General features: G+C 34.5%; 10 protein-coding genes and 4 pseudogenes. 10 read left to right on the top strand and 4 right to left on the bottom strand.

The window, feature by feature from the left end:
* Positions 1-3: 3 nt before the first annotated feature.
* Complete coding sequence (locus ABWU45_RS03775; protein ID WP_353279028.1) at positions 4-1395, bottom strand: hypothetical protein; 1392 nt, start codon at positions 1393-1395, stop codon at positions 4-6.
* A gap of 272 nt (positions 1396-1667) precedes the next feature.
* Positions 1668-2621, bottom strand: a complete 954-nt coding sequence (locus ABWU45_RS03770; protein ID WP_264731832.1) for an Rpn family recombination-promoting nuclease/putative transposase — start codon at positions 2619-2621, stop codon at positions 1668-1670.
* Positions 2622-3030: 409 nt separating this feature from the next.
* Between ABWU45_RS03770 and rnhA the strand changes: the two are divergent.
* From rnhA to ABWU45_RS03740, 6 genes and pseudogenes are all read left to right on the top strand, one after another.
* Positions 3031-3457 (top strand): annotated as a pseudogene (gene rnhA / locus ABWU45_RS03765) (ribonuclease HI); the annotation flags it as partial.
* A gap of 92 nt (positions 3458-3549) precedes the next feature.
* Positions 3550-4050, top strand: coding sequence for a hypothetical protein (locus tag ABWU45_RS03760; protein WP_353279027.1), 501 nt, complete (start codon positions 3550-3552; stop codon positions 4048-4050).
* A gap of 138 nt (positions 4051-4188) precedes the next feature.
* On the top strand, positions 4189-5991 hold the full coding sequence (gene mutL, locus ABWU45_RS03755) for a DNA mismatch repair endonuclease MutL (RefSeq protein ID WP_353279026.1): 1803 nt from the start codon (positions 4189-4191) through the stop codon (positions 5989-5991).
* A gap of 68 nt (positions 5992-6059) precedes the next feature.
* The gene (locus tag ABWU45_RS03750; RefSeq protein WP_353279025.1) at positions 6060-6989 is read left to right on the top strand and encodes a helix-turn-helix domain-containing protein; all 930 of its coding nucleotides are present in this window, start codon (positions 6060-6062) and stop codon (positions 6987-6989) included.
* Between the two features lie 170 nt (positions 6990-7159).
* Positions 7160-7816 carry a RadC family protein gene (locus ABWU45_RS03745; RefSeq protein ID WP_353279024.1) on the top strand — a complete coding sequence of 219 codons (657 nt, stop codon included), beginning with the start codon at positions 7160-7162 and terminating at the stop codon, positions 7814-7816.
* Between the two features lie 101 nt (positions 7817-7917).
* Positions 7918-8331 (top strand): annotated as a pseudogene (locus tag ABWU45_RS03740) (hypothetical protein); the annotation flags it as partial.
* Between the two features lie 262 nt (positions 8332-8593).
* Here the strand turns inward: ABWU45_RS03740 and ABWU45_RS03735 are convergent.
* The gene (locus tag ABWU45_RS03735; protein WP_141456909.1) at positions 8594-9562 is read right to left on the bottom strand and encodes a transposase; all 969 of its coding nucleotides are present in this window, start codon (positions 9560-9562) and stop codon (positions 8594-8596) included.
* Positions 9563-9772: 210 nt separating this feature from the next.
* Between ABWU45_RS03735 and ABWU45_RS03730 the strand changes: the two are divergent.
* From ABWU45_RS03730 to ABWU45_RS03720, 3 genes and pseudogenes are all read left to right on the top strand, one after another.
* Positions 9773-10498 (top strand): annotated as a pseudogene (locus tag ABWU45_RS03730) (hypothetical protein); the annotation flags it as partial.
* Between the two features lie 66 nt (positions 10499-10564).
* Positions 10565-11484: pseudogene (locus tag ABWU45_RS03725) on the top strand (helix-turn-helix domain-containing protein).
* Between the two features lie 25 nt (positions 11485-11509).
* Entirely contained in the window at positions 11510-12412 is a 903-nt protein-coding gene (locus ABWU45_RS03720) for a helix-turn-helix domain-containing protein (RefSeq protein ID WP_353279023.1), read from the top strand.
* A gap of 48 nt (positions 12413-12460) precedes the next feature.
* Here ABWU45_RS03720 and ABWU45_RS03715 read toward each other — a convergent pair whose 3' ends face one another.
* Complete coding sequence (locus ABWU45_RS03715) at positions 12461-13372, bottom strand: patatin-like phospholipase family protein (RefSeq protein WP_353279022.1); 912 nt, start codon at positions 13370-13372, stop codon at positions 12461-12463.
* On the opposite strand from ABWU45_RS03715, the gene ABWU45_RS03710 reads away from it, so the two are divergent.
* Positions 13371-13901 carry a phospholipase D family protein gene (locus tag ABWU45_RS03710; RefSeq protein ID WP_353279021.1) on the top strand — a complete coding sequence of 177 codons (531 nt, stop codon included), beginning with the start codon at positions 13371-13373 and terminating at the stop codon, positions 13899-13901. The two genes, ABWU45_RS03715 and ABWU45_RS03710, sit on opposite strands and share 2 nt — an antisense overlap.
* Positions 13902-13907 lie beyond the last annotated feature (6 nt).

The raw sequence follows: 13907 nt of genomic DNA, 5'->3' as shown, positions 1-13907 counted from the left end.
CTCCTAATTATAACTACGACTAGACACACCACTAACACCAGCACTTTCTAACACGGTCTGTGGATCACTGAAACCACTACCTTCAGGAGACAAATGTGCAGACCTCCCTAGCTGAGAAAATAATCCCTCTGCTACCCTGCTATAGTCGATACCATCTTTCATACCTGACACATAAACCGTTTTTAGATCATTAGTGATACCATCTTTAAATAATTTTAAATCCTTATCTGAACAAAAATCTTTGACAAATTGCAAAATTTCCAGCACTTCATGCTTCTTTACAATTTTATTACTGCTATTATCACGTTGCCAATCAACAATTAACCCTGCAAGCACATCTGTTATCGGATCTATGTTCTTGGAAAATTTAACCACAGCTTTTTTATGCTCATCAAAAAAATCGCATTTCCAAAGATTCACAATAATCATTCTTGCCTTAATTTGAATATCTATCTCAGGATCCTCTAACATCGAATTTGAAAGCGAGGAAAGGAGAAACGCGTAACCACAATGTGAAAGTATTTTCTTCTCTTCAGACACTAAAACCTTTTCCTGAGATAAGTGCTTTATTACATCTTGAACTGTATCAACGAAACCACACTGTATTAATGTGCTAAGAGGCTGATACATAGCTCCTTTGCCTTTATCTGGTAACTCAAGTAGTAATTTATGCTTTATTGGATCAGTGATTATTTCATGCAGAAGAAAATCTAAAACGGTAGCAACATTATGGTTAGCTTGAATAGCAGATAAATTAGCAACAGCTTTAACCATCAGGTTATCAATCTTTTCCTTTCTTTCCTGATTTATACGACGATGGAAGTATTCTACTCCTTCACTCCATTTAAATCCCACAGCTTTATTAAAACCCTCTACCGCATTATCATGCTTTTTAAATTCTCCAGATTTTTTATCAATCCAAAAGCTAAGTACAGGATCTTCACTATTCATAGCATTTAACAATTCATTTCTAACATATTTGCGGTTGTTAGTTGCAGGCCTGCCATCATCATCTACTTCTTCAGAAGAGAAGCCACTTTTGTAAGACTCAAGTTGTTCCTGAAAAAGCTGAGGAATCTTATCTGTCACGCAGTACCTGCATGCCATATTATATCTACAAAGTGGATTATTTATTTCACCTATTTTTTCTTCAGTTAACATTCTTCCTAGAGTAGCAGTGTTTAACCTTGTACCTGACCAACAATTCTCATCACGAAATACGTTGTATAAGAATTGTAGTTCATCATCTTTAAGATATTCTACTTCTCCAGTATAGGTTTTTACCCATTTTTCGATAGCTAAACGCCTTCCGGCAGCAATATTAGAATCTGAATATTTAATGATATCCTGTAATTTCTTAAGTATTGTAGCATGGCGATCTGTCCATCTTGGCATTGTACCTCCTATATAAAAATATTTGCTGCATTATGCAAAGTTAGAATCAAATAGCAACACTAAAATTATCAAGGACAAGAAAAATTTTATGAAAAACATTTTTTATATTTAAATATCATCTATTTTGCACTTAACTGATGCGTAGAATTGGTGAGAAAATCAAATAGGCCATAGCGAGAATAGCAGAAGAGTTAGATGTAGGCTTTAATATATTAGACTAATGGATAAAGAAGTATAATAAGTTGAAAAGCGCTCTAAGGGAGCTACAGTACTTAAGCTTTTTCCTTGAGCTGTGAAATATCAGCTTGAGAAAGGCCTGTAGATTCAGCTATTAAGTCAACAGACACGCCAGCCTTAAGTAGGTTTTTGGCCACAGCTATTTTAGCTTGTTTTTCGCCCTCTTCCTTACCTTTTTCTGCACCAATTTTAATACCTTCCGCTTTACCTTTTTCATGGCCGATTTGGATGCCTCTTTCTTCTCCAACCCTAAGGCCCTCGTCAAATTTTTGAGCTAAAGCAGCTACCTCATCCATTATGCGTTTTTTCATTTGTTCATATGCTAGTAACTCTTCTTCTGACCAATTAAACTTATTCATCTCTTCATAAGCTCGTTTTATTATTACGTCACTACCAACTATCTTATCTAGATCCTCTTCCCTTGTTTCTCCTGCATAGCGAAAAAAGTAACACCATTTTTCTACTATATTTTCTAGTTGGTCTTCTTTTGTCTTTGTAAATTTTGGTAGTTCTATGAATACGAAGTAAAAATCCTTTAAGTCATGTTCAAAGCTATTTTGATCTAAAATGACATGATTAGATTTGTACTCAGCTTTATCTGGAAAAATAATACAATCAGCAACGGCTATGAAGATAATTTCCTTGAGATTATGATAATTATCACCTTGATCTGCTTGACTTGAGTAGGCTTTAGCAGCATAATACTGAGCACGCTTTTCGAAGCCTTTGGTCTTAGTGAACTGCATCTCTATAATGTATCTTGAACCTTGAGAGTCTTTACAAAGAACATCGACAATACTTTGCTTTTTAGCGGCAATCTCAGGGTCTAAAATGGTAGCTAAGAATTCAACATCGTGAATAGCAGCTAAGCCAGTAAAGCCTAAAATATCGTTCAAGAAATGAATGAGAATATCTTTGTTTTTCTCAGTGCCAAATATTCTTTTAAAGGCATAATCATTGCGTGCATCAAGAAACTTCGAAAGAGCCATGAGAAAGTAAGATAAAAAGCATTAATTATTATACACAATTGTGAGGAAATGTTCAATCTTTTTATTGTTTTAAATGTGTTGATGAAAAAACGTCTGTCAGAGATCATCTGAGAATTGCATTTAAGGCTTTAGATGAAAGAGGGGATATCATCTTTTTATAGTTGCCTTATAAAAGGCCTTAAAACCCCAGCAAATGAATTGATGAGCTATTAAGAGCTTAAAAATATTTATTTTCAGTGTGAGAGACTAACCTCCTAATAAAAATACGAGCCTAAAAGCTCAATTACGATTTACCTAACATCGTGAGGACAGGTTTGTCAATCTCTCACACCTTACATTTTAAAATATTAAAAAAATAATATCAACATGTTTCGGTAGCAAATTTACGTTGAATCTATATCCTGTAAGTATGGGCGAAAAAAAGAAGGTTATAATATATACAGATGGAGCATGTTCTGGAAATCCGGGGCCTGGTGGATGGGCAGCCGTGGTGATGTATGAAAATAAAAGTATCTTTATCAAAAAACGCATCTCTGGAGGTGAAAACAAATAACAAAATGGAGTTAAAGGCTGTGATTAACGGGCTAAAGATGTTGAAAGTTTCTTGCAAAGTTGTTTTACACACTGATAGTCAGTATATTAAACAAGGTATAACAGAGTGGATCAATAAGTGGAGAACAAATGGTTGGAAGACAGCCAATAAAAAATCAGTAAAAAACATTGAGTTATGGAAGGAATTGGATGAAATTGTCTTGCAGCATGATATTAACTGGAAGTGGGTTAGAGCTCACAGTGGTAATACCTATAATGAAGAGGCAGATAGACTTGCTAGAAAGGAATCTAAAAAGCTAAAATATAGAGATTGTGAGATCAAGAAATCACAAAAAAATAGAGGGAGCTCTAAGTTTCATAGATTGGAGGGAGTGTTATGGGTGCGCCAAGAAAAGCGTTTAGAAGACAGTTGGTGAAAATCCAACCTAGGCAAAGTCTAGCCAGCAGCCTAGAACAGACCATTATGCTGCGTAAGGTAACGAGCGTAGTAAAGCTAGTGGAATGGACAACACAGGATACAACGCAAGTGAAGGTATTGAGTCCCGAAATTTCCTATATCATAGAGGTCGACATTTTTCATATGATGGAAGACAGCATGAAGGATAACGATAAGGCAAGTTATCACTCACTCTATCGTGATCGGAGGCCGTGTCATGTGTTGAGATGGATTCTAAATGAACTTGGGAGATCCTTTGTATTCCTACTAAGGTACGTTGGAGCAAGTCAACAAAGGCGAGAATTAACGGAAGACACAAAGGAAGTCGGACTGATTGATAGTACTCAGAGTGTGGGAAAGCTACATACAAGGGGAAGCGATCAGCGGTATAGTAACTGGTTTAGGGATTGTTACACCAACACAACAGAGGTTGGGATATGATGCAAGGAAAACTAAATCAGATAGCAGTAATCAAAGATGCTGTGAATGCTACACTGAAGAGCCGTATGCGGGAAATTCGCAAGTACGGTTCTGTTGGGGGGATCATAGCAGTTAAACCTAATAGGAGGATTTAAAGTTATGATCTCTACCGGACCAATAATTCTTTTAGACACAAAAACTATAAACCGTATAGCAGCAGGAGAGGTAATAGAAAGGCCAGCGAGTGTAGTAAAGGAATTAGTAGAAAATGCAATAGATGCTGGAAGTTCAGAAATAGAGATTAAAATAGAAAGTGGTGGACGTAACCTTATAACTGTGATAGATGATGGAAATGGAATAGAAAAGAACGATCTGGAACTAGCACTTATGAGGCATGCCACTTCAAAATTAAGTGATAGTGAGTTAATAGAGATCAGACATCTTGGCTTTAGAGGAGAGGCTCTGCCTTCAATTGCAGCAGTAAGCAGAATGAAATTATCATCCAAGGCAAGTGGAGCAAAGGAAGCATGGTCTATAAGATATGAGGGAGGAGAAAAAATAAGAGAGATTACCCCTTGTTCTTTGTTGCAAGGTACATATATTGAAATTCGTGACTTATTTTTTGCCACACCAAATAGATTAAAATTTCTAAAAACCGAGAGGGCAGAAACACAAAGCATTGTTGACATTGTAAATAACTTAGCAATGATTAACTATAGTATTGGGTTTACTCTCGCTTCCGGTAATAAAAAGCTCTTAAAATATGTTAAGCAAACTTCATTATTTAACAGATTATGTGAAACAGAAGAAGAATTTCAGAGCAATTCGCTGGAAGTTAAAGAGGAAGAAGACGGCATCAAACTTACGGGACACATCTGTAAACCAACTATTAGTCGTGGTAATTCAACTCAGATCTATACGTTTGTTAATGGAAGGCCAATAAAAGACAATCTACTTATTGGTGCAATTCGATATGCGTATCAGGACTTTATTCCAAGTGGGAGGTATCCTTTTGCAGTGCTGCACTTAGAGATACCATACGATCAAGTAGATGTAAATGTGCATCCAAATAAATCAGAGGTAAGGTTTCAGAACAAGAGGCTAGTATATGAAATAGTGAGAAGAGGAATAATAAAAGCATTATCGACTAGAGTAGGCACGTTTGCAGCAAGTGATGTTGAGTCTCAAAGTATTGAGGAGTTTGATAGCCAAGAGCCGTTTAATAGTAAAGAGAAAAAAAATCAAAAAGAGTTTTATGAAAAGAGGCCAAGTCTTTTAGAAAATCGTTTAATGAAAGAATTCAATGCACCAGATGAAAGAAGGCAAAGCTTACCAGAAACGTTTAAATATGGAGAATCTCCACCCCAAAAGGGAACGATGGTTCTAGAAAAGAAGCAAATTGATTTGATAGAGGATCACCCTCTAGGATATGCACGCTGTCAGGTCTACAATACTTACATTATTGCTGAGGCTGGAGATAGGCTGATTATAGTAGATCAACATGCAGCCTATGAGAGATTGATATACGAGTGCTTAACAAGCATAAAAAGACAAAAACTTCTCATTCCTGAAATAGTTGAAATTAAAAACCAAGCTGGAATGGAGATGGTTAAAACTTATAAAGATAAGCTTTTTGAAATGGGTTTTGGTATTGAAATAGAATCAGAAGATAAAGTAAGGGTAAAAGAAATACCTGCAATCTTGGGAACAATAGATATAAAAGAGATGCTAGTTGATATAGTAGATAAGTTAATGGAAATAGAAGATACGCTACCAATAGAGGATAAGGTGAACAAAATATCATCCATAATCGCTTGCCACGGGGCAGGAAGAAAAATGAAATTGGAAGAGATGAATGAGATACTAAGACAAATTGAGAAAACTCCATATTCTGATCACGGAAGACCAACGTATATAGAAATGAAACTAAGTGATATAGAAAAATTGTTTGAAAGGAGATGAGTTCAGTTTGTCAAAAAGGTTTCCAATTAAGTATACGTAACAGCTCTTCTGGTTATGGAGTATAAAATGTGAAAAAAGAGAATAAATGCTCTAATTTTTTAGATTACAAAGTAATAGGACAGGAAGTAAGAAATCGTAGATTAGCAAAGGGATATACTCAAAAAGATTTAGCAAAAAAAATCGGAACAACATATCAGGTAATACTGCAATATGAAAAAGGAACACGAAAAATTTCGATTGAAAAGTTATACGCTATAGCAAAGGTGTTATCAATTAGTATTACGGATCTTATTCCTGTATCAAATGAAAAAATCCGCCTTGAAGACGAGGAAGAGGAAATATTAAATCTAGTAAGAAAATATAAAACGATTAATGATCAAGAGTTGCGCAAGGTGTTTTACTTGCTAGCAAAATTTACCCGAGTTGGTGAGAAAAGTAGTAGAAAATCGGAAAAAATAAAAATTGCAAAAGGTCTGGTTAAAGGAGGAGTTTCTGTTGATATTGTTGCAAAAACAATCGGTCTCTCTGCTGATGAATGTGTTGAAGAAAAAACGGGTTCTATCTACTACCAAATAGGAAAAAAGATAAAAGAATGGAGACTAGTGCGGGAATATACTCAGAAGGATTTAGCAGAAAAGATGAGTACAACACGTGATGAAATAAGCAACTATGAGCAAGGACGTGTGGCCATTCCACTGGAAAAATTATATGCAATAGCAGAAACATTATCAATTAGCATTACAGATCTGCTCATAGAGGAAGATGAGATAGTAGAAAATGAACTACCTGATTTAATAAAAGAATACAAAAAGATTGAAAGTCAAGAACTACGTAATGCATTAATAAGATCTCTATTTGAAGGCATACGGATTTGCGAAGAAAAAGTGAAAAGAGCAGAAAAGATCAAAATTGCAAAAGACTTAGTAAAAAAAGGAATTTCTATCAATATTATTTTAAAAACAATAGGCATCTCTTTAGACGAAATTCAACAAATTTAAGTAAAAAAATCAGTATATATTAATATCTTTACCTATTAATGAAAAAATAAGTAAAAAAGATTGAAAAATTGATTTGACTTCACTCGGAAGCTATGGCTCTATGCCAATGCTGATAAAAAAACAGCAGTAAATAATAAAAAAAAGTTTGTTGTTAGTGAAGGGTAAATTATATGAATAAAAGTAAAGAGGAAATAGAGTTCAGAATATTAGAAAGCAAAGGCAAAGCATTACTTGATCGTGAAATAATGGAAACGTTTCTAAGTGCAGTACATGAAAGGCCACAAGCTCAAGAAATTGCTAAAAATTTGGTGAATACTTATACAGGAGTAGGAAGGATTTTAGGCCGAGAAATGGATGACCTGAAAGTCATAGAAGGAGTAACTGATTCTGCAGTAGCAATGATTATGTGCGTTAAGGAAACACTAGAAAGGGTACTGAGAGAAAAGCTCAAGAGTGAGCCAGTAATGGACTTACAAGGTCTAGTAGAGTACTTGAACGTAAGTATAGGCCACTCAGAAAGGGAATGTGTAAAAATACTGTACTTGAATAACAGGCGCCAATTAATCGGAGAAGAACTCTATATTGGTGAAATGGAAAAAGCACCGGTATACATAAAGGAGATTATAAAAAAAGCATTAATAAAAAATGCAACATTAGTAATAATGTCACACAACCATCCTGGGGGACGCTTAGAACCATCAGAAGAAGATCAAGCAGTAACGAAGAGCTTAGCAGCAGCATGTAGTACTATAAGCGTAAAATTGTTTGACCATATTATCATCACAAGTGGAGGCTATTTCAGCTTTCGAGAGAACGGATTGTTATAGTAGAAAGTATTTGTAAATCTACTCATTATAATTTATACTGAGTAATAGAATGTATAAATAAGATTTATATACTTAAAAAGTATTTTTAATATGGGGGTTATATGACTAGTAAAGACAAGTTATTGAAGAAAATATTTGGTGCTCTTGAAGGCGTTGATATAAAGCAGTCTAAGTTTGTGAGCAAAATTAATAATCAGAAGGAGATAAAACCGGAAGGTACAATGCCTTTCCCTAGCAGAAACGTTCACGAAAACAAAATCAACTATGGAAAAGGACTTGACTACATATATGGCACAAAACCTTTGAGTAATCAAGCAGATTATCCAGAAGGGTTGAATCCATTTGCTTCAGCTTTGCAAAAAATAAAGCCAAGTGCAGAAAAGTTAAGCTGGCTTAAAAGTGCTGTGGTAAGAGCAAAAAGTCTAAATGAACTGCACAAGGCTGTAGACGAAGCACTAGCTGCTGGAGCAAGGCTAAATGCATGTAATGATGGAGAGTGGAGATACTGTCTTTATTGTCAACAAGTTATTTAGCTATAAAACAACAAAAAATTTATCTGCATTTTCTATAAATTAGTGTAACTGTGGATAAATACTTTAAGTGTGTGTGGACGTATTTATCCACAGTTATAGGACCATATCTTCTTAATCTTCTGAGAATAGTTTTACAAAGTACAGAGCTCAGTTAAAATCAAAATGATACATATTATAACTCAAAGTACATGTTAAATTACATCCTAAACAGTTGAGCATAAGATCCAAGCTTTTACTGTCAAAATTATCTCACTAAATTACCATTGAATGGTTGATCATTTTTAAGAATACCAAAAAATACATGCATTAGTTTTCTCATTAAAGCAACAATTATAACCTTTGGACATTTTCCTTTACTTGCTAAACGCTGACAAAACTTTTGAAAGTAAGAATTATGATTCTTGACTACTATAGCTGGCATATAAAGAGCTTTGCGAATACGCTCAGATCCTATTTTACATATTCGACTTTTTTTACTTACGGATGATCCTGATTGATAATGTTCTGGGTTTAGACCAGCAAAAGCTGTGAATTGTCTGGCATTATCAAAATTATCAACTGATGGCATTTCTGCAACAACAGCAACAGCTGTAAGATGTCCTACGCCTTTTATAGTCTTGATCTTTTCTGTTATATTTTTTAGATGCAAATGGTTATTAACATGTTCATTAATTTCTTTCTCTAGAGCAGCAGTTTGTGTGTCTATTGTAGCAATGACCTCAAGTATTGCTTGTTTACAATGGGAATCCGTATTTTTATTTTCCAAGCGATTCATCTGTTGTAGCTTGTCATCTTTAAATGCTTGCAAACAACGATAAAGGTCTCTTAAACGCCTAACTTCGGGAGGAGCAGGTTTCCAAAGATTAGGTTTGTTAGCAATACAAAACCTAGCAATCATGGCAGCATCTGACTTATCTGTTTTGTTTCTAAGTAGCTCACTTCTGCCAAAAGCTTTGATTTGGGCTGGGTTTACCACACTTACATTATGCTCCAAGTCATACATAAAATTAACTATATCTTCACTATAACAACCGGTTGCTTCGAGACACAGATGAATAAGTTCTGCTCCATGATGATTGCACCAAGCCACAAGCTTTTCAAAACCATCATGATTATTTTGAAAGACTTTGTACCGTTCTTTGTTGCCTACCAATAAACAAACATCAAATTTCTTTTTAGAAATGTCCACACCTAAAACAGCATTTGCTTGCATAAAATTGCCTACAAGACTATAAATTAGGTTGAGAGTTTAGACTAACCTTGTAAATACGGGATATAATTCCAAAGATACTGTTCAGTCTTTTAACCCTATTGAGAGGGAGAGCAAAATCTCCACTACGGCCTTACTGGCATTAGCTTCGCTACGGCTTCACCCTCTCCTATAAGATATTTTAGCTCTAATACCTTACATTATAAAGATACAAGCCTCGCGGAATATGTGATACTGGGCACACATTTTCATAAATTTGATAAGGCTGATCGTAAAAAGCTAATACGTAAATTAATGCTAAACGGTGCAGAGTTTCATGATACTTTATTGGAGAATAAATTGATAGGTGAAATCTATAATGAGCTACAACCAGAAGTTCAGCCACAGATAGATGAGAGACTAGAAGAACTAGAGAAAGCTGGCGAAAGTGCTGTGCAAGAAGGAGAATTAATAGACGTTGAGATAGATAATACAACATCGTATATAGAATTTTCTGGGGATAGCAAGGTAGAGGTAGCCAAAATACTGAGAGAGTTAGGAAGTAATATTTTAAAAATTGGCAATGATGCAGTTGAGGTTAAAAGTGAGAAGGGAGGTATAAGAAACTATATCGATATGTCAGATGAAAGCTCTATTATATTAGAATTTCCTACGAGCATTGGTAAGCTAAATATTGTATTGTACCAGGACGTAAAAAACTGCAGTCAGGTACAAGTAAAAGTAGCGGATAAGGAAATGTGGGCTGAATTACAAAAAAGAGGAGAAGAAATTGGAAAAAATTGCCTTTTTGGGGGAGTGAAGCTTAAGGAAGTGGTAGAAAGAGGTAATTTCACTAGGTGCGGCATATGGAGTGAAAAGCAGAAGGAAGTAAGTGAAAAATTGTTTTCATGGGCAGACAAAGTACGTGAAAATAGTAAAGAAACTTGTAGGGCACTTTAATTCATCAATTTAAAGGTTCCAGAGTCTGGCTATTATATCTGAGCTATAGTATAAAATATTATATGTATGGTTCTTTTTGTGGAAAAAAGTCTAGATTATAAAGTGGGAGAAAAATTAAAAAGTTGGAGGTTAGAACTAGGTACACTCAGAAAGATTTAGCAGAGAAACTTGGTGTAAAGTACTGGGTAATACTGCAATATGAGAAAGGGAACCGTAGAATTTCAATCGAAAGGTTGTACGCTATAGCAGGTGCATTGTCAGTAAGTATTACCGATCTCATTACTGCATCAAAGGAGAAAATCGGCTTTAAAAATGAGGAAGGAGAAATATTAAATCTAGTAAGAGAATATAAAAAGATTAATGATCAGGAGTTACGTAGGATGTTTTGTTTATTAACTAAATTTGTCAAAGTTAGTGAAAAAAGTAGTAAAAAATCAGAAAAAATAAAAATTGCAAAGGGTTTGGTTAAAGCAGGAGTTTCTGTTGATATTGTTGCAAAAACAATTGGTCTGCCTGCTGATGAATGTATTGAAGAAAAAGTTGGTTCTATATACTGCCAAATAGGAAAAAAGATAAAAGAATGGAGGCTAGTGAGAGAGTATACTCAAAAGGATTTAGCAGAGAAAATGAATACAACACGTGACGAAATAAGCAACTATGAACAAGGAAGGACTGCTGTTCCACTTGATAAATTATATGAAATGGCAGAAGCGTTATCGATTAATATTACAGATCTACTAATAGAGAAAGATGAAGGTAGTACAGTGGAAAATGAGCTGCTTGATTTGATTAAAGAATACAAAGAAATTGAGAGCCAAGAACTACGTAATGCATTAATAAAATCTTTGTTTGAAGGGATGCATATTTGCGAAGAAAAAGTGAGGAAAGTGGAAAGGATCAAAGTTGCAAAGGATTTAGTAAAAGGGGGAATTTCTATTGATATTATTTTGCAAATAGTTGGTTTATCCGCTGATCAAATTGCATGAAAATTTATTTTTAAGTAAGGTATATATGTTTGTTTTTGTAAGAGATGTTAGTTCTATACACTACAAAATAGGGCAAAAAATAGAAGATTGTAGATTAATGCAAAGGTGTACTCAAGCAGAGTTAGCAAGTAAAATCGAATTAGCATATAAAGAAGTAACCAATTATGAAAATGGGTATATTCCTATTCCGATTGAAGTACTATATGTAATAGCAAGAGTACTGTCAGTTAATGTTGTAGATCTATTACCTAAACCAATAACAGTAAGAGAGTATGAAGATGAAGACGAAGAAATATTCTATCTAACGAAAATATATGAGAATCAAAAGTTAGGCAAAATAGTACCTTCATTAGTCAGGTTTGTTCATATTAGCGAAAAAATTAATCAAGAAGAGGCGAGGTTGGAAATAGCAAAAAATCTAGTAAAAGAAGGAGTTTCTACTGATATTATTTCCCAGGCAACCGGCTTATCTATTTACGAGTATGATAATACAGAGAAAGAAGTCTGCACTGATTCTATATACTACAGAGTAGGGCAAAGAATAAGAGAATGGAGATTGATAAGGAGATACACTCAAAAAGATTTGGCGGATAAAGTTGGTTTAACACTCAAGGAAATACACGAGTATGAAAGAGGGTATACTGCTATAACATTTGATAAATTATATGAAATATCAGATGCATTATCAGTGAATATTAAAGTTCTGCTACCTAAAACAAGAGAAAGCAAAAAGCTATTGAGTTTAATGGATGAGTACGGAGAACAAGAATCACTAGTCGAATCTCTATCTGAAGATATGAAAAGTGGCAAGGAAAAAGTTAAAAAAACAGAAAGGATCAAGGTTGCAAAAAATCTAGCAAAGGCAGGTGTTGCTAGTGATATTATTGTGCGAGCAAGTGGCCTAACTGCTGATGAGTGTGAAAATTGAATTGTGTTAAACAATATATTAAGATATAAGTAAAAATAGTTATATCTTTTATATTTCTATACAGAATTTGTTTATCACTTTCTGATTTTCCTCTATCATTGCCTTTGCCTCTTGCTGAAGAGATTTAATATTTTTTGATGTAATATTATCCATGTCAGGTGATGCTATTTTCAATTGGGATTGTATACGTATATATTTATCAGCTATAACTTGATTAAGTTGGTAGTTTACTGCATCTAAACTTGAAGAAAACATCACATGTATTAGTGGTTTTATCCAACCTATCTTTCCAAATCTCTTTGAATTGGCATACTCTATGCTTCTATCTGTTCTTCCAGTACCTATCGATAACAGTACAATATCATCATTTGGAAATAACTTCTTACCACTTGCATATGCACAAGCCGCTGGATTATTGGCAAATACCCCACCATCCACTAATACTCTGTCTATCTGGTCAATTTTTAGATGTTTTGGTATGAAATAAGTAGGTGCAGCCGTTGCAGCTCTGAGTGCATCTTTCAGCTTAATATTACCTTCTTTCCAGCTTTTGAAGAAAAATGGGCAGTTATTGTGAATATCGTAACTCGTAATCAACACATTACTTAAAGTGTTTTTAAAGACATCATCGCCAAAATATTTATGAAGTACATACTCAATATTTTTATGTGGGTATTGTGTACAGTTAAACCAAGATAATATTGATCGCCTGAAGAATGAAGATTTAAAAATATATGGTCCATATTCCCGATAGAACTCGACTAAATCATTAGCAGAATATTGAGGTTTATCTTTTTTATATAATCCTGCCACAACAATCCCACCGGTTGAAGTACCAGCCATTAGATCAAAGATTTCAGCTATAGTTCTTCTTGTTCTTTTTTCTATTTCTGCTAGAATAATGGCTGGTATGATGCCCCTTATGCCTCCACCGTCGACTGAAAGAATATATTTGGCCATGTTTAGATATTTATTGATTTTTTTGACTTGTTTGCTTTTATCAGGTTGTGTTTCTTGTCCAAGTACTACTGTATGTTTCACTCCTAGAGAAAATTGTGCCGAACAAATAACCAATGCTATAGATCAAGCTCAAAAATCCATATTAGTTCAGGCATACCAATTTACCTCAAAGCCTATTGCTGAATCCTTGGTTCAAGCTAAAAAGCGTGGAGTTGATATTAAGGTTATTCTAGATGAATCACAAACTAGTTCAAAACATAGTGTGATTAACGAATTATTTGAGCACAAAATCCCGATATGGATTGACTTTAAACCCGCTATTGCTCATAGCAAGGTAATTATTATTGATGAGCAAAAAATCATAACCGGATCATTTAACTTTTCAGATGCCGCTCAGCAAAGAAATGCTGAAAACCTACTGATCATAACAGGAGATTCTCCACTAGTTGAACAATACGTCAAAAATTGGAAAAATCGCCAATCGCAGTCTAAGCATTATACACCAGACTTTAAGTTGTTATCTAAGTGAGGAAAG

The sequence above is a fragment of the Wolbachia endosymbiont (group B) of Longitarsus flavicornis genome (genome assembly GCF_964028135.1).
Taxonomy (GTDB): Bacteria; Pseudomonadota; Alphaproteobacteria; order Rickettsiales; family Anaplasmataceae; genus Wolbachia.
This window is presented reverse-complemented; position numbering and strand designations above follow the sequence as displayed.

Bases quoted from the DNA above. Each gene is read 5' to 3' on its own strand.
- ABWU45_RS03760 (WP_353279027.1), top strand. From the start codon at position 3,550: ATGGGTGCGCCAAGAAAAGCGTTTAGAAGACAGTTGGTGAAAATCCAA.
- ABWU45_RS03770 (WP_264731832.1), bottom strand. From the start codon at position 2,621: ATGGCTCTTTCGAAGTTTCTTGATGCACGCAATGATTATGCCTTTAAA.
- mutL (WP_353279026.1), top strand. From the start codon at position 4,189: ATGATCTCTACCGGACCAATAATTCTTTTAGACACAAAAACTATAAAC.
- ABWU45_RS03710 (WP_353279021.1), top strand. From the start codon at position 13,371: ATGTTTAGATATTTATTGATTTTTTTGACTTGTTTGCTTTTATCAGGT.
- ABWU45_RS03720 (WP_353279023.1), top strand. From the start codon at position 11,510: ATGTTTGTTTTTGTAAGAGATGTTAGTTCTATACACTACAAAATAGGG.
- ABWU45_RS03745 (WP_353279024.1), top strand. From the start codon at position 7,160: ATGAATAAAAGTAAAGAGGAAATAGAGTTCAGAATATTAGAAAGCAAA.
- ABWU45_RS03735 (WP_141456909.1), bottom strand. From the start codon at position 9,562: ATGCAAGCAAATGCTGTTTTAGGTGTGGACATTTCTAAAAAGAAATTT.
- ABWU45_RS03715 (WP_353279022.1), bottom strand. From the start codon at position 13,372: ATGGCCAAATATATTCTTTCAGTCGACGGTGGAGGCATAAGGGGCATC.
- ABWU45_RS03775 (WP_353279028.1), bottom strand. From the start codon at position 1,395: ATGCCAAGATGGACAGATCGCCATGCTACAATACTTAAGAAATTACAG.